This is a genomic window from Rahnella sp. PCH160, from assembly GCF_047784855.1.
Taxonomy (GTDB): domain Bacteria; phylum Pseudomonadota; class Gammaproteobacteria; order Enterobacterales; family Enterobacteriaceae; genus Rahnella.
This window is the reverse complement of sequence record NZ_JBLOGT010000001.1, coordinates 194,432-214,472: the sequence shown is the minus strand read 5'-3', so window position 1 is coordinate 214,472 and position 20,041 is coordinate 194,432. Positions and strand designations below refer to the sequence as shown.

Genomic DNA, 20,041 nt, shown 5'->3' with positions numbered 1-20,041 from the left:
AGAAAGGAGGCTTCGGCCTCCTTTTCTATTTTTATATCATGGAGTTGAAGAGTTAATTTCTTATTATTAAGCCAGCCTTAATAATGAATTTAGTAGACGCTTTTCAGAGCCTGTCCCTTAAATTCTCGCCCCTGCGCGAGTTATGGATACTATTTATTTTTTCGCGTAGTCGAGTTTTTTTCTTCTCACGGATGAAGCCCTCTATGCGATTTTCTAAAGCAGTATGTGTGTTACAAATAGGTGTACAGTTTTTATATTCCTCACTTTGTGTTTACACTTTTTCATTTGATGCGGTGGCTGAGACCAAAGCACCGCATTCAAAAACAAGCGTTCCCGCGAGCCCTGCATCCTCACCGGATAAAAATAATAAAACGTCTGATACGGACGGCGACCTTGCCGGTTTAGCGACTCAGGCGGGCAGCTTGTTGCAAAATGACGCCCTGAAAAGCACCCTGGTTTCTGGCGCAACAGGGAAGGCGGCCCAAAGCGTAGAAGAATGGCTGAACCAGTTCGGGACGGCGAGGGTAAGCGTTTCTGCCGATGAAAATCTGTCATTAGAGCAAATTGAATTAGACGTCTTGCTCCCGCTTTATGACGATAAAACCAATCTGTTTTTCACTCAGCTGGGCGCCCGGCGTGCGGATGACCGCAACATCATGAATACCGGTTTAGGCTATCGCCATTTCTCAGATAAATGGATGTGGGGCGCCAATACCTTTTATGACCGTCAGATGTCAGAGAATCACCATCAACGTTTAGGATTGGGCGGCGAGTTAGGCTGGGATTATTTAAAAATATCCGCCAACAGTTATCTGCGTCTTTCCGACTGGATGGCGTCTTCGCGTTATGAAAATTATGACGAGCGCGCGGCGAATGGTTTTGATATTCGTACGGAAGGTTATTTGCCGTCGTATCCTCAGCTTGGCGCGAGCGTTATTTTTGAACAGTACTTCGGCAATAACGTGGATCTTTTCAACGACGAGGACAATCGTCAGAAAGATCCTTACGCCGTGACGGTCGGGCTGAACTATACGCCTTTCACCCTGATGACCGCCGGGATCAGCCAAAAAATGGGCAAAGGCGACACACAGGATACGCAGTTTAACCTGAGTTTCAGCTACGCGCCTTTCGTCGGTCTTGATACCCAGCTCGACCCCGAGCAGGTCGCAGTACGACGTTCCTTGCTGGGCGGCCGGCAGGATCTGGTTAATCGTAACAATACTATCGTGCTGGATTATCGTAAGCAGGAAGCCATTTCGTTAGGGTTGCCGGATAAAATTGAAGGCGCTGAAAATGTCACCTTACCTGTCAACGCGGTGATTAAAAGCAAGTACGGCGTCGATCGTATTGACTGGCAGGCCGACGACCTGATCCGTCACGGCGGCGAGATTAGCCAGGATAAACGCTCCGGTCAGTACAGCATTACGCTGCCAGACTATGCGTTTGGTGGTGCTGAAAATCACTATATCGTGAGCGGTAAAGCGTTTGATACCAAAGGAAATGGTTCAAACCTCAGCCAGATGGATGTCTATGTCACCGGTGCAGATGCCGCGACCTGGCAGGCAACAACGTCAGTTTCGCCGTCTTCTCTGTCAGCCGATGGCAACAGCACGTCGACGGTGACCGTTAAAATTCTCAGCAACAAATCACAACCGGTGACGGGCGCGGCGGACCAGCTTACCGCAACAATCCGCTTTACCGCGTCGCCAACGCCGGGCGAAGCACAAGCCAGCGCGGCTGTTCAGGCTCCGGCGATATCCGCGTTTAAGGAAATCTCTCCGGGACTCTACACCAGCACCTTTACCAGCGGAAATGCAGCCGGAACCGCAGACATTACGCCTGTGGCGAATGGCAAAACAACGCTGCCCTCTGCCCGTATCGAGTTACACAGTGCAGACACCACGGCATCCATGAGTTCGATGACGGCATCGAAAATCAGTGCTCTGGCGAACGGCACCGATAACATTCAGCTCACCGTAAAAGTGCTGAATGTCGAAGGATTACCGTACAAAGGCATTAACGTGCTGTGGAGTGCGGACAACGCGAACACGCAACTTTCTGCTAATCAAAGCGTCAGTGATGAAAATGGTCTGGTGACGGTGAATGTCAGCAGCCTGAGCATACTGAACACCACGATTTCGGCACGTCTCGAAAATGGCGCAACGCTAAACAGCGACGTGCTGAGTTTTGGCGCTGACATGGCGACGGCACTGGTCACTACTCTCAGCACTGATAAAGTTCAGGCGATTGCCGATAACAACGACAAAGTCACGCTGACCGCGACGGTCGCCAATGCACAGAGTCAGCCACTTAACGGTGCCCCGGTTGACTGGAAAATCGAACAGGGTAACGGCAATCTCGGCGTTGAGCAGAGCACGACGGACGCTAAAGGCAACGCTCAGGTAACACTGACTTCTGCGATGGCAAACAGCGTTGTTGTTTCCGCGCATTCCGGCACAACTGAGGCTAAAAACACCGACCTGATTCAGTTTGCCGCAGACAATAACACCATGAGCATCACCGGCCTTGCGCTGGATAAAACTCAGGCACTGGCGGACGGTACAGATCCCATCACTTATGTCGTCAGCGTCACGGATGTGAACGGTAATAAAGTGGAAGGCGCACCGGTGACCTGGAGCAGTGATTCAGCCTTCGCCACATTGTCGTCAGAGACCACCCGTACCGATGCGCAGGGGCAGGCAACTGTCCAGGTCACCAGCAAGACGGCGGGGGATGTCATTATTACCGCCAAACTGCCGGCAGGAGCGGCGAGTCAGGCCGAGACGGCAAGCTTTAAGACGGATGTCAGCACGGCGAAGATGAGCAGCGTCACGTCAGATAAAACCCAGGCTCTGGCAGATGGGAAAGAAACCGTGACGTGGAGCGCCACGGTGAAAGATGCCAACCAGAATCCGGTTGCGGATGCGCAGGTTAAATGGAGCAGCGATAACGCCGATATCACGCTGGCGGGCAGCAGTACAAACACCAATGCCAGCGGTGTGGCAACCCTAACCGCCACCTCGACGAAAACAGCGGACGCCATTATCACGGCGACAGTGGCCACTACCGGGAGCAATGCAAGCGCCGGTAAAGTGGGTTACATCGCGGATGGCAGTACCACCAGGCTGACCGCAGTGGCCGCAGATAAAGCCGAAGCACTGGCTAACGGCGTTGATCTCATCACGCTTTCGACGACGGTGACTGACATCAACGGCAACCCGCTGGTCAACGCTGACGTGGCGTGGAGCACCAATCCTGCCAACGGAACGCTGTCAGCCAGCAGCACCAAAACGGATGCTCAGGGTAAGGCAACGGTGACGCTCTCTTCGCTGGCGCTGGGCAATTATACGGTGACCGCATCGGCCAACAGCGCGACGGCAACTTCACCGTCTCTGTCCTTCATCGCTGATATGGCCACCGCGCAAATCGCGACGCTGACGGCAGATAAAACGGCCGGAATTGTGGCCGGTATTGATTCAGTGGCGCTTCAGGCAACGGTGCAGGACGCCAGTCATCACCCATTAGCGGGCGTTACCATCAACTGGAGCAGTGACAATGCCAGCGGGATCTTTACACCGGTTTCAGGCGTCACGGATGCGAACGGTGTTGCAACCGCCACGCTGACCTCGACGCTTGCACAAACCACGGTGATTAAAGCCAGCACAACAAACAGTGAGAAAACGCTGTCCGCAGAGCTGGTGGCGAACAATGAAACCGCACAGGTCACAGTGGCGGCAGACAAAGTTCAGGCGACGGCGAACGGCACGGATGTTGTGACCTGGAAAGCGACAGTGCTGGATGCCAATAACAACCCGGTGAAAGCCAGCAGTATCGACTGGAAAAGTGATAACGCGCTGGTGACGCTGGCTGGCGCTAACAGCCAGACGGGAGCAGACGGCACGGCGCTGATGACCGGAACCTCGCTGAAATCAGGCACCGCAATCATGACCGCAACCCTGACGCAGCAACAGCGCAGCGCCAGTGCGATGGCTGTGGGTTACATCGCTGATATCACGACGGCTCAGATCGTGACGTTGTCTGCTAATAAACAGACGGCTTATGCCAGTGACGAGGACATTGTGACGTACTCAGCAACAGTCACAGATATCAATGATAATCCGCTGACGGGTGCCACCATCAACTGGGCGACAACGTTAAACACTTTGTCCGCCCGAGCAGCGTGGCTGACAGCAAGGGTACCGCAGTGGTTAACCTTAAAGGATCTGATGTCGGTACCGCAACGGTGACGGCAAGTATCGCCCAAGCCAGTAAAACCAACAGCAGTGTTATCTTTACCAAAACTTTTTCTGATAACTGGTCAATCGACAGTGCGACAGGAAGCTACAGAAGTATTGCTTTCCCGACTTCACCATCGTCGGGCTTCCTGGCTGTTGCACCGACTGAAGGACCCACAAAATTAATCGGTTATACCGATGGCGTGACGCCGCTGGCGGCGCCAATGAAGGATGAAAACGGCAATCAGTTCATGGTGAACTTTGGCGGTCAACGACAAAACGGGTGCTCAACGCATACCTTTAACTCCAGTATTGGCTGTTCCGGAGGGCCGAAAATTATCGCGTTATTATCGTATACAGCAGTGAATAACCCGGACTTACCTGCGGGCGTTTACAACGGGGACATCACTTTCATCGGCACGAATGGAAAATCACAATACGACATCTATGCGACTGTGCATGTGGTGCTGACAGTGAAATAAGCCAGCCGTCATTTAAACCTTAACGCGAAAACCGCTCATTTCATCATGGGCGGTTTTTTTGTTGTATCTTGACGCTATGCTCAGGCCGTAATAGTCTGCCGCGCTTGTCAGAGAGAGGAATAAACCATGGACTACGATTTTCTGCGCGATATCACCGGTGAGGTCAAAGTGCGCTTCTCAATGGGCCATGAAGTGCTGGGTCACTGGCTGAATGAAGAAGTGAAAGGCGATCTGAGTGTGCTTGATGCTGTTGAAGCCGCGCTGGCTGAGCTCAAAGGCAGCGAGCGCCAGACCCAGAGGGTCGGCCATGAATACACGCTGTTGCTGGCGGATGATGAAGTCATGATCCGTGCGAATCAGCTGGACTTCGATGGCGATGAAATTGAAGAAGGCATGAGCTATTACGACGAAGAGAGCCTGGCGTTTTGCGGCGTTGAGGACTTTCTGCAAGTCCTCGCCAAATACCGCAGTTTTGTGACCACCTACCGCTGAGTTTTACTTCCCGCGCGCGGCGGTCCAGCACAGCAACGAACCGCCAACCACCATCAGCACGCCCGGCCAGAAACTCGCGCCCGGCAGCGTGTGCAGCCACAATCCGGCAATCAGAATTGACGACAGCGGCGTGAAATACGACAGTGCCGCCACCAGCGTGGCATTGCCTTTTTTCATCGCCAGATCCCAGCACTGATAGGAAATTGCCGTCACCGCACCCATCGCCAGCAGCTCAAGGATTGCCGGCAATGTCAGGCTGATCCGGTTCGAGGAATAGGTGAAGTACAGCGCCCACAGCACCGCGCCGGTCGCCAGCAAAAACAGCGGCAGCACGCCTTTGCCTTTACACAGCACGCGCACCAAATTGGAATACAACGCCCACGACACCGCTGCGCCCAGTGCCAGACTGTAGGCCACCGGATTGCCGCGTACATTGCGCATTAGCTGATGAATATCCAGCCCGTGGCCGCCACTGATGGCCCACAGCACGCCGGTAAAAGCCAGCACCACACCGGGCCAGATCCACCAGCGCACGCGCAGTTTCAGCAAAGGAACGGCAAAAATCAGCGTCAGGCTCGGCCAGAGATAATTAATAAGTCCGAGTTCCAGCGTCTGCTGGCGGGTATGGGCCAGACCAATCGCCAGTGAAAACGCCACCATATAAAAGACAAACAGCAGGCCGCAGACAATCAGATACGACGCAGATTCCCCGCGCAGCGACGGTTTCCCGCCCGCCATCCAGACCATGATCCCGCTGACGGTATAAATGGATGCGGCGGCGCCAAAAGGCCCCAGCGATTCGGACAGACTGCGGGTGAGCGCCACACTCATGCTCCACAGCAAAATGGCAAGAACGCCAAACAGCGTTGCGAAACGATCCATCGGAAGGTAAGCCTCAGAAGAAGAAGGCGTTAAAGATAAGCGATTGTTGCGTGTGTGGAAACCGCAACAACCGACTTAACAGGCTCTTTAGGAGAATGCATTAAAAGTAGAAGCCGACTTCAAGGCCGAGTGTGGACGTGGTGGTCGCAGGCTGGTAATAACCCACGGTGCTTCCGTTCAGGTCGCCCTGTTTCTCGTCCGATTTGCCGTATTTCTGATGCACGTAGCTGGCTTTAACAAAGACGTCGTCGTTGATATTCCAGGTCAGGCTGGTAAACGGCGAAAGCCTGGATTTCGGCTCCAGCCAGACTGCGCCCTGGTTGCTGTGTGTCCAGGTCTTAATCGGATACAGCGCCCCCCCTTCCAGACTCAGCCGTGAATCGGCGGTCAGTTGCCAGTTCGCGCCCAGAGACGCTTTTGCGTAGGGCTGCAACGACACTTCGACAGCGGTGTAGCGCCGTGTACGGTCTTCGCTGGCGATATACACATTGTCAGAGCGGATGTTACGCAACCATACCTGGCCGCCAAGCGCGCCTTTCACATCGAAAGAAACGCTCTCTGACGCCCGGTAACGGTAACCGCGCGTCATGTCCGCACTGTAGCCGGTGTAGTAGGTTTTTCCCTTGAGCGATCCGTTGGGCACATTGGCCTGATCGTCGAGGGTGCTGCCTTTGTAATTAACGATCCCGAACATTACGCTCATGTCCCAGGCTTTTAATAAACCTTCTTTGGCATCGAGATAATTATTGGATCCGAAATTAACGCGCAGGCGCGGGCCATGTTCAGCAACATATTTACCGTCCATATTATCGACGGATTCGTCCCACTTATAATATTCAGCACCATAACTGACATAGTGCCGCATCCCTTCAGTATTATTGCTTAACAAACTTTCCCCGGCCCGGGAAACCCCGGAAACCAATAAAGAACTCGTGACCAGCAGGCTGGATACGGTCTTTAATTTACTCATTGTCATTATCTTATTTCTACTTGCAGGTGGATGGAGCTGGTTGCTTAGTAAGCAATAGGGCGATGCTAATGAACGGAAGAGGATAGATAAAGGAATTTATCGATTTTTAAGAAAAAAGCGATCTTTTGATCTGCGTTAAGTCAAATTAACAGAAATATATAAAGTTGATTTGATTTATAGTCTGTATATTAGTTTTGTAATTTGACTTAATTCGCAGATCTTTGATCGGATAATTTTGCTTAAATAAGGATTTTGTTAATGTTTAACGATTAATTTGTCTTAAGGAGTATAGCCTGTTTTCCAACCGGCCAATATATTTTACTTAAGTAATGCTTATCGAGTTTTTGCTTCTTTCATTTTTACAGGGCTAATATGGCTTATCATGAAACGAAAAAAAGGCCGGACATCCCGTGATGTCCGGCCTTGTCTTTTTATGCGCTGATCAGACGGCAGGGAGATTGCGGCCGTAGTAGATTTCCTGCATTTCTTTGTACAGCAGATCGGTGATTTCCTTGCGTTCCTGCTCGCTCAGTTCTTCCGGATTTGCATTAAACAGATAATGCTTCAGATCGAATTCTTTCAGCAACATCTTGGTATGGAAGATATTTTCCTGATACACGTTCACGTCCATCATCTTGTACAGCCCTTTCATATCCTGCGACATAAAGTTCTGAATCGAATTGATGGAATGATCGATGTAGTGCTTCACGCCGTTCACGTCACGGGTAAAACCGCGAACGCGGTAATCAATCGTGACAATGTCAGATTCCAGCTGGTGGATTAAATAATTCAGCGCTTTCAGCGGCGAAATCACGCCACAGGTGGAAACTTCGATGTCGGCGCGGAACGTACACAGGCCGCCTTCAGGATGACTTTCCGGATAAGTGTGCACGCAGATATGACTTTTATCGAGATGCGCGACCACGGAATGGGGCAGCGGACCCGGATGTTCGGTGGTATCGACATCACTGGGGTCAATCGGCTCTTCGCTCACTAAAATCGTGACACTGGCGCCCTGTGGTTCGTAATCCTGCCGCGCAACGTTAAGAATGTTTGCACCGATAATCGAACAGGTTTCGGTGAGGATCTCAGTTAAGCGGTTGGCGTTATATTCTTTGTCAATGTAGGCAATATAGCCGTCACGATCGGCTGCGCTTTTGGCGTAGCAGATATCGTAGATACAAAAACTCAGGCTTTTGGTCAGGTTATTGAAGCCATGCAGTTTCAGTTTTTGCAATTTAGTTCACCTCCTTGCGGATGCGGCATCAGCGCGCGGCTGACAGGGCATTCAGCAGATACTGCGGCAGGGCAAAGCTGCCGTGATGAATCGCCGGATTGTAATAACGACAGGTCATGTCTGCGGCGTCGAAACGCGCCTGCAAAGTTTTGTTGTCGATCTGGCGGTAAGCCGGGTTATTGGTCGCCCAGGCGAAGGTCATGATGCCGCCGTAATAGGTCGGGATCGCGGCCTGATAGAAACTGACATCACTGAAATAGTGGCTCAGTTTGGTATGGCTGTTGACCGCTTCATCCTGCTGAAGGAAGCAGACGCCGTTTTGCGCCACGAAAATACCGCCCGGTTTCAGGCAACGCGCGCAACCTTCGTAGAAGGCTGAGGTAAACAGGCTTTCTCCCGGACCGATAGGATCGGTGCAGTCGGAGATAATCACATCAAACGTTTCAGTGGTCTGATTCACGAAATTCACGCCGTCTTCAATCACCAGATTGAAACGGGCGTCATCGTAAGCGCCGGCATTATGGTTCGGCAGATACTGGCGGCAAAATTCCACTACGCCCGCATCAATTTCCACCATCGTGACCGATTCCACGCCTTTGTGGCGGCAGACTTCGCGCAGCATTCCGCCGTCGCCACCGCCGATGATCAGCACTTTTTTGGCATCGCCGTGCGCCAGTAACGGAACGTGTGTCAGCATCTCGTGATAGATAAATTCATCACGTTCGGTGGTTTGCACCACACCGTCGAGCGCCATCACGCGGCCCAGCGCTGCATTTTCAAAAATCACCAGATCCTGGTGTTCGGTTTTCTCACGGTACAACTCTTTTTCGACGCTAAAGTACTGGCCAAAATGGGCGTGCAGCGTCTCATGCCATATTTCTTTGGGTGACGAGTTCCGGGACATGTCGTTGTTTCTCCTGAGCATTCGCAGCCATAAAAATGGGCGCACATGATAGCTAACTCTGCCTGTGCATGCACGGTCGAATTTCAAACAGATAAAATTAGCTTAATTGTAGCTGAGTGAGGTGTGGCGCGGATCAGAAGAGGGAAAATGAAACGCTCCGGCATCAGATTGACGGAGCACTGCGGGGAGAAATTTAGTTGGTGTAGGCCAGCAGACTGAGGGAATCACGCGCCAGAGATTTGCATTTGGTCGGTTTCGGCACCGCGATGCCGCTCAGGTCACGATAGCTGTCTTCGCCCATCGCCTGCATATTGAAACTGTTGTAGTTGCTCAGATCCCAGCGGTTTTGCTGCGCGAAAAAGACGATCGCACGTTTGATCTGGGTATTTGGCAGCTGTTCATAGCCGCAGTTATTTTTCAAATAAACGAAGACTGCGGTCAGATCCGCCAGATCTTCCGCTTCTGACTCACTCAACGCCTGGCTGGCGGAGGAGAATCCGAGCAGTGACAGTAACAGCAAACACAGTGTTGTTCTTTTCATGGAAGAGTTCTTGTTCTTTTAGATTGAAAGATTAGAAAGACCTGGCTCAAAGAGAATCGAAATGACGTTACCATATTTGCGATGAGTGGCACCAAATTTCTTTTCTGCGCGCCCGCCACTTGACCTTCCCCTTGGGAGAGGGTTTAGGCTGTCGTACTATTATGGCAGTTTTATGCCGTTCGTCTGGCAATTTCCCCTCATAAGGACTGAACATGAACCGTCGCGATTTCGTGAAATGGACAACGCTTTTAGGTGCCGCCAGTACGTTACCCGGCTGGAGCCGGTTTGCGCTTGCCGCTGACCGCACGGCGCTGCCCATTCCTGCACTGCTTGAACCGGATGCCCGCAGCGCGATTTCGCTCTCACTGCAACGCGGTCAGAGCCAGTTTCTGCCCGGCGTGAATACACAAACCTGGGGCGTGAACGGCAATCTGCTGGGGCCAGCGCTGCGCGTGCGACGGGGCAAACCGCTCACTGTTACGGTCAGAAACAATCTGGACGTCGCGAGCACGGTTCACTGGCACGGGCTGGAAATCCCCGGTGACGTTGACGGCGGTCCGCAGGGGCTGATTGCGCCCGGCCAGAATCGCAGCGTGAGTTTACAGCTCGATCAGCCCGCCGCGACCTGCTGGTTCCACCCGCATCCGCATCAGACCAGCGGCTATCAGGTGGCGATGGGGCTGGCCGGATTAGTCCTGATTGAAGATGAAGGCAGCGACGCATTACAGATCCCAAAACGCTGGGGCGTGGATGATATTCCGGTAATTTTGCAGGATAAACGCCTGAACGATGCCGGGCAGATTGATTACCAGATGGACGTGATGACCGCCGCCGTCGGCTGGTTCGGCGAGCACATGCTGACCAATGGCGCGATTTATCCGCAGCACGGCATTTCGCGCGGCTGGGTGCGTTTTCGTTTGCTCAATGGCTGTAATGCGCGCTCGCTGCACATCGCCACCAGCGATCAGCGGCCGATGTATGTCATTGCCAGCGACGGCGGTTTTCTCTCTGAGCCAGTGAAAGTCAGCGATTTGCCTTTGCTGATGGGCGAACGGTTTGAAGTGCTTATTGATTGCAGCGACGGTAAAGCTTTCGATCTGGTGACCTTACCGGTGAAACAAATGGGTATGACGCTGGCACCGTTCGACAAACCGTTGCCGGTGCTACGCATTCAGCCGACGCTGACGCAAAGCGGCGGCTCGCTGCCGGATTCCCTGATCAAACTGCCGGCGCTGGTTTCTGTCGATAATCTTCCTGCCCGCTGGCTGCAACTGATGATGGATCCGCAGCTGGATCAGCAGGGCATGGCCGCGCTGATGCAACGTTACGGGCATAACGCGATGGCCGGAATGAGCATGGATCACGGTGGCGATGATATGAATATGGCGGCGATGCCGGGGATGTCGGGTTCAGGCCATGACAGTCACGGCGGCATGGCCGGGATGGATAGGGGCAAAGCGGCCGGAAGTTACGATTTTATGCAGGGCAATAAAATCAACGGCAAAGCCTATGATATGAACGTTCCGGCGTTCGATGTGAAACAAGGACAGTACGAGAAATGGACGATTTCCGGTGAAGGCGACATGATGCTGCATCCGTTCCATATCCACGGCACGCAGTTCCGTATTCTTTCTGAAAACGGTCAGCCGGTCGCGCCGCACCGTCAGGGCTGGAAAGATATCGTCCGCGTCGAGGGTGCCCGCAGCGAAGTGCTCGTCCGCTTCAACCATCTGGCTGACAAACAGCACGCGTACATGGCGCACTGCCATCTGCTGGAACACGAAGATACCGGCATGATGCTCGGATTTACGGTTTCGGCGTAGTCCACTCTTCTGATTTCCCTTCTGTAATGCCTTAAAAATCAGCGGCCCGGAGACCCTTCTACGGGCCGCTTTTTTACGCCTGCCATCCCCGCACCTTTCTATCCTTTGCCAACGCTTGCTTATTAATATTTCATTTTGAAAGATAAATCTTTCAAAATGTGATCAATATGGAGTTATTATAAATTCATAATGATTATATTTTCAGCGTGGAGTGACAAAACATGAAAGCGTAAAGTCCACGTATCCCTACAGGAGAACAAGATGATTGAAGTGATTACACACGGTGCTGAGTGGTTTATCGGCCTGTTTCAAAAAGGGGGAGAGGTTTTTGTCGGGATGGTCACCGGCATTTTACCGCTCTTAATCAGTTTGCTGGTGGTCATGAATGCGCTGATCGTTTTTGTGGGTCAGCGCCGGATCGAACGTCTGGCGCAGCGCTGTGCCGGAAATCCGGTTTCGCGTTATCTGCTGCTGCCGGTCATCGGTACATTTGTTTTTTGTAACCCGATGACGCTGAGTCTCGGGCGCTTCATGCCTGAAATCTATAAGCCGGGCTACTACGCGGCGAGTTCCTACAGTTGCCATTCCATGAACGGATTATTCCCGCACATTAACCCGGGCGAATTGTTCGTTTATCTCGGCGTGGCCAGCGGGCTGACTACATTGGGATTACCCCTCGGGCCGCTGGCGGTCAGCTATTTCCTGGTCGGCATGGTGACCAACTTCTTCCGGGGCTGGATTACCGATCTCACCACGCGCATCTTCGAACGCAAGATGGGTATTCAGCTTGATCGTCAGGTTCAACTTTAAACGCGGAGTACAAAATGAGCGTTACCATTCGAATTAACCGGGGTGAAGGTGGCTGGGGCGGTCCGTTACTGATTGAGGCGGTACCCGGCAAAAAAATTGTGTATATCACGGCGGGAACCCGTCCGAAGATCGTCGACAAACTGGCGGCGCTGACCGGCTGGGAAACCGTCGATGGATTCAAAGAAGGCGAACCACCGGCGGATGAAATCGGTGTGGCGGTGATCGACTGCGGCGGAACGCTGCGCTGCGGCATCTATCCAAAGCGTCGGATCCCGACCGTAAACATTCACTCGACCGGCAAATCTGGCCCGCTGGCGCAGTTTATTACAGAAGATATTTATGTCTCCGGTGTGAGGGAACACGACATTGTTTTCGACACCATTGAACGCGTTCCTGTGGACGGTAAACCCGCGTCAGCGGCGGCGGGGCGTGACTACGACACCACCAAAAAAATCACCGAGCAAAGCGACGGACTGCTGGCAAAAGTCGGGATGGGCATGGGGTCGGGCGTTGCGGTGCTGTTTCAGGCAGGGCGCGACACCATTGATACTGTGCTCAAAACGATCCTGCCGTTTATGGCATTCGTGGCGGCACTGATCGGCATCATCATGGCGTCCGGTCTCGGCGATCTGGTGGCGCATGGCCTGACGCCACTGGCGAAAAGTCCGGTCGGACTGGTGATGCTGGCGCTGATTTGTTCCTTCCCGCTGCTGTCTCCTTTCCTCGGCCCTGGTGCGGTGATCGCGCAGGTCATCGGCGTACTGGTCGGCGTTCAGATCGGGCTGGGCAATATTCCGCCGCATCTGGCTTTACCGGCGCTCTTTGCCATTAACGCGCAGGCGGCCTGCGACTTCATTCCGGTCGGGCTTTCGCTGGCCGAAGCCAGGCAGGACACCGTTCGCGTCGGCGTGCCGTCCGTGCTGGTCAGCCGTTTTCTGACCGGTGCCCCGACGGTGCTTATCGCCTGGGCCGCGTCCGCCTTCATCTATCAGTAAGGAGCCACCATGCAAACTATCTATCAAACCACGATCACACATATCGGTGACTTTGCCCGTGAGGCGCTATCCGACCAGATGCTGATTACGTTCCGCGAAGGTGCACCGGCCGACATTCAGGATTATTGCTTCATTCATCAGCACGGTCAGACCGAAGGCGAACTGCATCGCGGAGCCTGCATGGAACTGGCGGATGTCTGTTATCCGGTGACCGCCGTCGGCGAGGTGGCGATGCAAAACCTGCGCGAACTCGGGCATATCACGCTGCGTTTTGACGGCAGCGCAGAGGCGGAATATCCCGGCTGCGTGCATGTAAAAGGCGCGACGCCCGAAGATATTCCGCTGGGCAGCATATTGAAATTTATCGATTAACACTAAAATCAGGAGTCAGTTATGGAACAGGTTGCAGTCGTGATCGGCGGTGGTCAGACGCTGGGCGCATTTCTCTGTCAGGGGTTGGCTGAATCCGGATATCGGGTTGCGGTGGCAGATCTGAATGAAAAGAATGCCGCAGACGTGGCGGCGCAGATTAATCAGCAGTTTGGAGACGAAAGGGCATTTGGATTTGTCGTCGATGCCACCAATGAAAGCAGCGTTGAGCAACTGGCAAAGGCGGTGGACCAGACCTTTGGCGGCGTCAGTTTGCTGGTGTATAGCGCCGGAATGGCGAAGGCATCGCCAATTACCGATTTTGCCCTCAATGATTTTGATCTCTCCCTTCAGGTGAATCTGGTCGGGTATTTCCTCTGCGCCCGCGAGTTTTCCCGCCTGATGATCCGCGACCGCATTCCGGGTCGTATCATCCAGATCAATTCCAAGTCGGGCAAAGTGGGCAGCAAACACAACGCCGGTTACAGCGCAGCGAAATTCGGCGGCGTTGGGCTGACGCAATCTCTGGCGCTGGATCTGGCGGAATACGGCATTACCGTGCATTCGCTGATGTTAGGAAACCTGCTGAAATCGCCGATGTTCCAGTCATTATTGCCGCAGTATGCCAAAAAACTCGGCATAGAGGCCGGCGAAGTAGAACAGTATTACATTGATAAAGTCCCGTTAAAACGCGGCTGTGATTATCAGGATGTGCTGGATATGCTGCTGTTTTATGCCAGCGATAAAGCGTCCTACTGCACCGGCCAGTCGATCAATATTACCGGCGGTCAGGTCATGTTCTGATGCCCTCCGCCCTTGGCTGAGACCGGGGCGGATTTTTGCTTATAAGGAGAAAACGATGACCCCGACTTCCGCGCTGATTGTTTGCGCCGTTCTGGCCTGGGTGGCTCAAATTGTGTTGGGCTGGTGGCAGTTACAACGCTTCAACCGCGCATTTGATCAGCTGTGTTTACGCGGCTCAGTCGGCGTCGGGCGTTCGGGTGGCCGCTTCAAACCGCGCGTGGTACTGGCGCTGGCTTTCGATAAAGAAGAAAAAGTTTGCGCCGGTTTTCTGCTGCGCGGGCTGACCATTTTTGCCAGCCCTCAGTCCTTTACTACCCTCAACGGAATGAAACGGGAACAATTGATGACAGGTGTGATCTTCCCGAAAGATCCGAATATTCAAACCGCACTATCATTAGCGATTGAACCGAAATCATGATATTTTCACTTTAAAAGCTATTATCTTTCAAAAAGAATGGTGGCGAGTGAATTTATCTGAAAATTTGAGCGGAAATCGTGATGAAACCTAAGCAACGGCAGGCGGCGATACTGGAGCATTTGCAACAATTTGGTAAGACGGCGGTGGAAGATCTGGCAGCACATTTCGCCACCACCGGCACCACCATTCGAAAAGATCTCACGCTGCTGGAAGAAGAAGGTGCCGTGATCCGCACCTATGGCGGTGTGGTGCTGAGCCGCGAAGAAGGCGACCAGCCTATCGACCGTAAAACACACATTAATACCGGTAAAAAGTTGCGGATTGCCCGCGCCGCGATTAACGAAATTCAGGACGGCGACTCCCTGATTTTCGACGCAGGCAGCACGGTCATGCAGATGGTGCCTTTCCTCAGCCAGTTCAATAACATCACCGTCATGACCAACAGCCTGCATATCGTCAATGCGCTGGTGGAACTCGATAACGATCAAACCATTCTGATGCCGGGCGGGACCTACCGTAAAAAATCCTCTTCTTTCCATGGCAGTCTGGCGGAAAGCGCTTTTGATCAGTTTAATTTCGACAAACTGTTTATCGGCGCGGATGGCGTCGATCTGAACGGCGGTGTTACCACGTTCAACGAAGTTCACGGCGTCAGCCAGGCGATGTGCAATGCCGCCGAACGTATTTTCCTGCTGGTGGATTCCTCAAAATTTGGCCGTAAAAGCCCGAATGTGGTCTGTAATTTGGGCAAAGTCGATACGTTGATCACGGACAGCGGGTTAACCGCTCCCTATCGTGAGGTCATCGAAAAACTGGGGATCCGCATTATTTTAGTCGGGGAAGACGATGAATGATTCATTACTGAACTACGCACGCGAAACGCTGGAAATTGAGATTGAAGAAGCGCAACGGTTACTCACCCGCCTCGACGATAACTTCCTCTGCGCGTGCCGGCTGTTGCTGAACTGCACCGGCAAAGCGGTGGTTTCCGGCATGGGCAAATCCGGCCATATCGGCAAGAAAATCGCCGCATCGCTGGCCAGCACGGGAACGCCAGCCTTCTTTGTGCATCCCGCTGAAGCCCTGCACGGCGATCTGGGGATGATCGGCAGTAACGATGTGCTGATCTTCATCTCCTATTCCGGCCGTGCAAAAGAGCTGGAAATCATTTTGTCCCTGCTGAAAGAAAACCAGACGCGCCTGGTCGCCATCACCGGCGGGAAAGATTCCCCGCTGGCGCTGGCGGCAGATTGTGTGCTCGACATCAGTGTGGAGCGCGAGGCTTGCCCGATGGGGCTTGCGCCGACGTCAAGCGCCGTAAATACGCTGATGATGGGTGATGCGCTGGCGATGGCACTGATGCGCCACCGTGGTTTCGGCGCTGAAGATTTCGCGCGCTCACACCCGGGCGGCAGTCTGGGCGCAAGGTTGCTCAACCGCGTCCATAACCTGATGCGCACCGGCGATCGTTTGCCTGTTGTCGACAGCCAGAAAAATGTCATGGATGCCATGCTGGAACTGAGCCGCACGGGGCTGGGGCTGATTGCAGTCTGCGATGCCAGCCTGCATGTCGTGGGCGTTTTCACCGACGGTGATTTACGCCGCTGGCTGGTGAAAGGGCACAGCCTCAACGATCCGCTGGTGGGCGCGATGAGCCGTCCGGGGTATCAGCTTCCTGCCCAATGGCGGGCGGGTGAAGCGCTGGAAGCTCTGCATCAGCAGCACATCAGCGCTGCGCCGGTGGTCGACAGCGAAGGCATTCTGGTGGGCGCTATCAACCTGCATGATCTGCACCAGGCCGGTATCGGCTGACTCCGGCGTTACTCATCGCCGGGTTCTTTGATATAATCCTTTCCACTATATGGTCGCCGTTCTTTCTGAAAACGGCGATAAATATTCTTAAATCAGGTGGTTAGTCTTTATATGAAACATCGCGTTGATGTCATGATTTCCGAACAGGAAATTAAAACCCGAATTGAAGAGCTGGGCCGTAAAATCACCGACGACTACCGTGACAGCGGCAGCGAAATGGTACTGGTCGGGCTGCTGCGCGGTTCGTTTATGTTCATGGCCGATTTGTGCCGCGCCATTGATGTGCCGCATGAAGTCGATTTCATGACCGCATCGAGCTACGGCAACGGCATGTCCACCACCCGTGACGTCAAAATCCTGAAAGATCTCGACGAAGACATTCGCGGCAAAGACGTTCTGATCGTCGAAGACATCATTGACTCCGGCAACACACTGAGCAAAGTGCGCGAACTCCTGCAACTGCGCGGCCCGAAATCACTCGCGATTTGTACCCTGCTCGATAAGCCAGAGCGCCGTGAAGTCGAAGTTAAAGTGGAATACGTCGGTTTTGCGATCCCGGACGAATTCGTCGTCGGTTTCGGCATCGACTACGCCCAGCGCTATCGTCACCTGCCGTACGTCGGCAAAGTGGTTATGCTGGACGAATAGAAACAAGCTATCCGCTTCAGACATTTTCTGAAGTCAGTGGGTACAGAAAAAAGCACTAAAAAAGGCACATTTTTGTGCCTTTTGTTTTTTTATTTTCTGTAGAGTGGGGGCGGTTTGTTATTGCGGGTTGCCGTTCAGTAAGGCGGAGACGCCCTGACGGTAGCGCTGTTCCAGCGTTTCGCGGCTGGTGGCGTCGACTTCGAGATTGCGCAGTCGTCCGTCCTGAATGCCGTAAACCCAGCCGTGCAGCGTGACTTTCTGGCCGCGTTTCCAGGCCGATTGCATCACGGTGGAGTGGCCGAGGTTGTAAACTTGTTCCACCACGTTCAGTTCGCACAATTTATCGAGACGCTGATTGGGTGACAGTTCGCCCAGCAGGGAACTGTGTTTGTACCAGATATCCCGGATATGCAATAACCAGTTATTAATCAAACCCAGTTCTGGGTTTTCAACCGCTGCCTGTACGCCACCGCAACCATAGTGACCGCAAATGATGACGTGTTCCACTTCCAGTACGTCGATTGCATATTGCACAACGGACAGGCAGTTGAGATCAGTATGGATGACCAGGTTGGCGACGTTACGGTGAACAAACAGTTCGCCCGGTTCAAGCCCGGTCAGTTGCTCTGCGGGAACACGACTGTCAGAACAACCGATCCACAGAAAACGGGGTTTTTGAGATTGGGAGAGTCGTTCGAAGAAGCCAGGATCTTCGTCGATCATGGTCTTGGACCAGTTGGCGTTATTACGGATGAGCTTTTCTATATCATTCATTGAGGTTAATAGCCTGTAACGAGCCAACTGCGATGGAGTAATATAGGGCAATGCTCCGTCTTTTAAAACTGATTCAACATCTCCTCTTACTCATTCCTACAACAGGGTTTTCACAACAAGGTACGTCCTTTTATGAATTATGCATTGGAACTGGAAAAGTTAACGAAAACTTACGCCGGTGGTGTACAGGCTTTGCGCGGTATCGATCTGCGCGTCGAAGCCGGCGATTTTTATGCCCTGCTGGGGCCTAACGGTGCGGGTAAATCGACTACCATTGGTATCATCAGCTCACTGGTGAACAAAACCGCCGGTAAAGTGCGGGTGTTTGGTTATGACATCGACAAAGATATCGTCAACGCTAAACGTCAGCTCGGGCTGGTGCCGCAGGAATTTAACTTCAACCCGTTTGAAACCGTGATGCAGGTTGTCGTCAACCAGGCCGGTTACTACGGCGTGCCCCGTCCGCTGGCGCTTGAGCGTGCGGAAAAGTATCTGACCCAGCTGGATTTATGGGGTAAGCGCAATGAGCGTTCCCGCATGCTTTCCGGCGGCATGAAGCGTCGTCTGATGATTGCCCGCGCGCTGATGCATGAGCCGAAACTGCTGATCCTCGACGAACCCACTGCCGGGGTGGATATCGAACTGCGCCGCTCGATGTGGGGCTTCCTGAAAGAGCTGAATGCGCAGGGTACGACCATTATTCTGACTACGCACTATCTGGAAGAAGCCGAAATGCTGTGCCGCAACATCGGCATTATTCAGGGCGGTCAGCTGGTGGAAAACACCAGCATGAAGGAATTGCTCTCCAAGCTGAAATCCGAAACCTTTATTCTGGATTTAGGGGCGAAAAACCCGCTGCCGGTGCTGGAGGGTTACCGCAGTCAGCTGACGGATACGTCGACGCTGGAAGTGGAAGTCATGCGCGAGCAGGGTCTGAACTCCCTGTTCAGCCAGCTGAGCAAGCAGGGCGTGCAGGTATTGAGTATGCGTAACAAAGCCAACCGTCTGGAAGAGCTGTTTGTCACGCTGGTGAACGGCAGCGGGGAAAAGAAATAATGTCGCAACTGTATTGGATCGCACTTAAAAGTATCTGGATGAAAGAGATCAACCGGTTTGGCCGTATCTGGATCCAAACGCTGGTTCCGCCGGTGATCACCATGACGCTTTATTTCATCATCTTCGGTAATCTGATCGGTTCGCAAATCGGCAGCATGCACGGTTTTACTTACATGCAGTTCATCGTGCCGGGTCTGATCATGATGGCGGTGATCACCAACTCTTACGCCAACGTGGCGTCGTCGTTCTTCAGCGCGAAATTCCAGCGCAATATTGAAGAGCTGCTGGTTGCGCCGGTACCTACGCACGTCGTGATCGCCGGTTATGTTGGCGGCGGCGTGGCGCGAGGGATCTGCGTGGGGATCCTGGTCACGGCGATTTCGCTGTTCTTCGTGCCGCTGGTGATCCATTCCTGGTGGGTGATTGCGCTGACGCTGCTGCTGACGGCGATCCTTTTCTCACTGGGCGGCCTGCTGAATGCGGTGTTTGCCACCACGTTCGATGATATCAGCCTGATCCCGACCTTCGTGCTGACGCCGCTGACGTATCTGGGCGGCGTGTTTTACTCGCTGTCGCTGCTGCCGCCCATCTGGCAGGCGATTTCCAAGCTGAACCCGATCGTCTACATGATCAGCGGTTTCCGCTACGGATTCCTGGGGATCAGTGATGTTCCGCTGATCTTCACAATGAGCGTGCTGGTGGCGTTTATTGCGGCGTTTTATCTGCTGGCGTGGTACTTGATTGAGCGCGGGCGTGGTTTACGTAGTTAATGCCGTTAGGATTATAAAA

At 53.2% G+C, this 20,041-nt stretch carries 20 protein-coding genes; 14 read left to right on the top strand and 6 right to left on the bottom strand.

Annotated features, from left to right (window positions below):
- The first annotated feature begins 83 nt into the window (after nucleotides 1–83).
- The 3 genes from ACM5QY_RS01000 (at nucleotide 84) to yacL (ending at nucleotide 5,209) form a co-directional block, all read left to right on the top strand.
- Nucleotides 84–4,247, top strand: coding sequence for an Ig-like domain-containing protein (locus ACM5QY_RS01000; protein WP_416118854.1), 4,164 nt, complete (start codon nucleotides 84–86; stop codon nucleotides 4,245–4,247).
- On the top strand, nucleotides 4,205–4,717 hold the full coding sequence (locus tag ACM5QY_RS00995) for a hypothetical protein (RefSeq protein ID WP_416118853.1): 513 nt from the start codon (nucleotides 4,205–4,207) through the stop codon (nucleotides 4,715–4,717). The genes ACM5QY_RS01000 and ACM5QY_RS00995 overlap by 43 nt, the downstream gene beginning before the upstream one ends.
- Nucleotides 4,718–4,843: 126 nt before the next feature.
- The gene (yacL, locus tag ACM5QY_RS00990; RefSeq protein WP_416118852.1) at nucleotides 4,844–5,209 is read left to right on the top strand and encodes a protein YacL; all 366 of its coding nucleotides are present in this window, start codon (nucleotides 4,844–4,846) and stop codon (nucleotides 5,207–5,209) included.
- 3 nt (nucleotides 5,210–5,212) lie between these two features.
- On the opposite strand, the gene yddG is transcribed toward yacL, so the two are convergent.
- The 5 genes from yddG to ACM5QY_RS00965 form a co-directional block, all read right to left on the bottom strand.
- Nucleotides 5,213–6,091, bottom strand: a complete 879-nt coding sequence (gene yddG / locus ACM5QY_RS00985; protein ID WP_416118851.1) for an aromatic amino acid DMT transporter YddG — start codon at nucleotides 6,089–6,091, stop codon at nucleotides 5,213–5,215.
- A 100-nt stretch (nucleotides 6,092–6,191) separates the two neighbouring features.
- A complete protein-coding gene (locus ACM5QY_RS00980) occupies nucleotides 6,192–7,061 on the bottom strand; it encodes a hypothetical protein (protein WP_416118850.1) in 870 nt (289 codons plus the stop codon).
- Between the two features lie 442 nt (nucleotides 7,062–7,503).
- Entirely contained in the window at nucleotides 7,504–8,298 is a 795-nt protein-coding gene (gene speD / locus ACM5QY_RS00975) for an adenosylmethionine decarboxylase (protein ID WP_104923307.1), read from the bottom strand.
- Between the two features lie 28 nt (nucleotides 8,299–8,326).
- Nucleotides 8,327–9,202, bottom strand: coding sequence for a polyamine aminopropyltransferase (gene speE, locus ACM5QY_RS00970; protein ID WP_416118849.1), 876 nt, complete (start codon nucleotides 9,200–9,202; stop codon nucleotides 8,327–8,329).
- 193 nt (nucleotides 9,203–9,395) lie between these two features.
- Nucleotides 9,396–9,743 (bottom strand): YacC family pilotin-like protein, encoded by a 348-nt coding sequence (locus tag ACM5QY_RS00965; RefSeq protein ID WP_195813749.1) that lies wholly within the window; start codon nucleotides 9,741–9,743, stop codon nucleotides 9,396–9,398.
- Between the two features lie 212 nt (nucleotides 9,744–9,955).
- On the opposite strand from ACM5QY_RS00965, the gene cueO reads away from it, so the two are divergent.
- The 9 genes from cueO (at nucleotide 9,956) to hpt (ending at nucleotide 17,422) form a co-directional block, all read left to right on the top strand.
- On the top strand, nucleotides 9,956–11,566 hold the full coding sequence (cueO, locus tag ACM5QY_RS00960; protein WP_416118848.1) for a multicopper oxidase CueO: 1,611 nt from the start codon (nucleotides 9,956–9,958) through the stop codon (nucleotides 11,564–11,566).
- 261 nt (nucleotides 11,567–11,827) lie between these two features.
- Nucleotides 11,828–12,376 carry a PTS glucitol/sorbitol transporter subunit IIC gene (gene srlA / locus ACM5QY_RS00955; RefSeq protein WP_416118847.1) on the top strand — a complete coding sequence of 183 codons (549 nt, stop codon included), beginning with the start codon at nucleotides 11,828–11,830 and terminating at the stop codon, nucleotides 12,374–12,376.
- Between the two features lie 14 nt (nucleotides 12,377–12,390).
- Nucleotides 12,391–13,371 carry a PTS glucitol/sorbitol transporter subunit IIB gene (srlE, locus tag ACM5QY_RS00950; RefSeq protein ID WP_416118846.1) on the top strand — a complete coding sequence of 327 codons (981 nt, stop codon included), beginning with the start codon at nucleotides 12,391–12,393 and terminating at the stop codon, nucleotides 13,369–13,371.
- 9 nt (nucleotides 13,372–13,380) lie between these two features.
- Nucleotides 13,381–13,743, top strand: coding sequence for a PTS glucitol/sorbitol transporter subunit IIA (gene srlB, locus ACM5QY_RS00945; RefSeq protein ID WP_416118845.1), 363 nt, complete (start codon nucleotides 13,381–13,383; stop codon nucleotides 13,741–13,743).
- Between the two features lie 21 nt (nucleotides 13,744–13,764).
- Nucleotides 13,765–14,544: a sorbitol-6-phosphate dehydrogenase gene (gene srlD, locus ACM5QY_RS00940; RefSeq protein ID WP_416118844.1), complete on the top strand. Its 780-nt coding sequence runs from the start codon at nucleotides 13,765–13,767 to the stop codon at nucleotides 14,542–14,544.
- A 55-nt stretch (nucleotides 14,545–14,599) separates the two neighbouring features.
- Nucleotides 14,600–14,962: a transcriptional regulator GutM gene (gene gutM, locus ACM5QY_RS00935; RefSeq protein WP_416118843.1), complete on the top strand. Its 363-nt coding sequence runs from the start codon at nucleotides 14,600–14,602 to the stop codon at nucleotides 14,960–14,962.
- 80 nt (nucleotides 14,963–15,042) lie between these two features.
- Nucleotides 15,043–15,816, top strand: a complete 774-nt coding sequence (srlR, locus tag ACM5QY_RS00930) for a glucitol operon DNA-binding transcriptional repressor SrlR (protein ID WP_416118842.1) — start codon at nucleotides 15,043–15,045, stop codon at nucleotides 15,814–15,816.
- Nucleotides 15,809–16,774 carry an arabinose-5-phosphate isomerase GutQ gene (gutQ, locus tag ACM5QY_RS00925; RefSeq protein WP_416118841.1) on the top strand — a complete coding sequence of 322 codons (966 nt, stop codon included), beginning with the start codon at nucleotides 15,809–15,811 and terminating at the stop codon, nucleotides 16,772–16,774. The genes srlR and gutQ overlap by 8 nt, the downstream gene beginning before the upstream one ends.
- A 111-nt stretch (nucleotides 16,775–16,885) precedes the next feature.
- Nucleotides 16,886–17,422, top strand: a complete 537-nt coding sequence (gene hpt, locus ACM5QY_RS00920) for a hypoxanthine phosphoribosyltransferase (RefSeq protein ID WP_416118840.1) — start codon at nucleotides 16,886–16,888, stop codon at nucleotides 17,420–17,422.
- A 117-nt stretch (nucleotides 17,423–17,539) separates the two neighbouring features.
- Here the strand turns inward: hpt and can are convergent, their stop codons facing one another.
- On the bottom strand, nucleotides 17,540–18,196 hold the full coding sequence (can, locus tag ACM5QY_RS00915) for a carbonate dehydratase (protein ID WP_104923295.1): 657 nt from the start codon (nucleotides 18,194–18,196) through the stop codon (nucleotides 17,540–17,542).
- A gap of 132 nt (nucleotides 18,197–18,328) precedes the next feature.
- Between can and ACM5QY_RS00910 the strand changes: the two genes are divergently transcribed.
- Both ACM5QY_RS00910 and ACM5QY_RS00905 read left to right on the top strand, forming a co-directional pair.
- Nucleotides 18,329–19,252 (top strand): ABC transporter ATP-binding protein, encoded by a 924-nt coding sequence (locus tag ACM5QY_RS00910; protein WP_416118839.1) that lies wholly within the window; start codon nucleotides 18,329–18,331, stop codon nucleotides 19,250–19,252.
- On the top strand, nucleotides 19,252–20,022 hold the full coding sequence (locus ACM5QY_RS00905; protein WP_104923293.1) for an ABC transporter permease: 771 nt from the start codon (nucleotides 19,252–19,254) through the stop codon (nucleotides 20,020–20,022). The genes ACM5QY_RS00910 and ACM5QY_RS00905 overlap by 1 nt, the downstream gene beginning before the upstream one ends.
- Nucleotides 20,023–20,041: the final 19 nt, after the last annotated feature.

Excerpts from the sequence above, each read along its gene's own strand:
- srlE (WP_416118846.1), top strand. The coding sequence starts at position 12,391 with ATGAGCGTTACCATTCGAATTAACCGGGGTGAAGGTGGCTGGGGCGGT.
- cueO (WP_416118848.1), top strand. The coding sequence starts at position 9,956 with ATGAACCGTCGCGATTTCGTGAAATGGACAACGCTTTTAGGTGCCGCC.
- srlB (WP_416118845.1), top strand. The coding sequence starts at position 13,381 with ATGCAAACTATCTATCAAACCACGATCACACATATCGGTGACTTTGCC.
- ACM5QY_RS01000 (WP_416118854.1), top strand. The coding sequence starts at position 84 with ATGAATTTAGTAGACGCTTTTCAGAGCCTGTCCCTTAAATTCTCGCCC.
- gutM (WP_416118843.1), top strand. The coding sequence starts at position 14,600 with ATGACCCCGACTTCCGCGCTGATTGTTTGCGCCGTTCTGGCCTGGGTG.
- ACM5QY_RS00965 (WP_195813749.1), bottom strand. The coding sequence starts at position 9,743 with ATGAAAAGAACAACACTGTGTTTGCTGTTACTGTCACTGCTCGGATTC.
- can (WP_104923295.1), bottom strand. The coding sequence starts at position 18,196 with ATGAATGATATAGAAAAGCTCATCCGTAATAACGCCAACTGGTCCAAG.
- speE (WP_416118849.1), bottom strand. The coding sequence starts at position 9,202 with ATGTCCCGGAACTCGTCACCCAAAGAAATATGGCATGAGACGCTGCAC.
- hpt (WP_416118840.1), top strand. The coding sequence starts at position 16,886 with ATGAAACATCGCGTTGATGTCATGATTTCCGAACAGGAAATTAAAACC.
- yddG (WP_416118851.1), bottom strand. The coding sequence starts at position 6,091 with ATGGATCGTTTCGCAACGCTGTTTGGCGTTCTTGCCATTTTGCTGTGG.
- srlR (WP_416118842.1), top strand. The coding sequence starts at position 15,043 with ATGAAACCTAAGCAACGGCAGGCGGCGATACTGGAGCATTTGCAACAA.
- srlA (WP_416118847.1), top strand. The coding sequence starts at position 11,828 with ATGATTGAAGTGATTACACACGGTGCTGAGTGGTTTATCGGCCTGTTT.
- ACM5QY_RS00980 (WP_416118850.1), bottom strand. The coding sequence starts at position 7,061 with ATGAGTAAATTAAAGACCGTATCCAGCCTGCTGGTCACGAGTTCTTTA.
- yacL (WP_416118852.1), top strand. The coding sequence starts at position 4,844 with ATGGACTACGATTTTCTGCGCGATATCACCGGTGAGGTCAAAGTGCGC.
- ACM5QY_RS00905 (WP_104923293.1), top strand. The coding sequence starts at position 19,252 with ATGTCGCAACTGTATTGGATCGCACTTAAAAGTATCTGGATGAAAGAG.
- srlD (WP_416118844.1), top strand. The coding sequence starts at position 13,765 with ATGGAACAGGTTGCAGTCGTGATCGGCGGTGGTCAGACGCTGGGCGCA.
- gutQ (WP_416118841.1), top strand. The coding sequence starts at position 15,809 with ATGAATGATTCATTACTGAACTACGCACGCGAAACGCTGGAAATTGAG.
- ACM5QY_RS00910 (WP_416118839.1), top strand. The coding sequence starts at position 18,329 with ATGAATTATGCATTGGAACTGGAAAAGTTAACGAAAACTTACGCCGGT.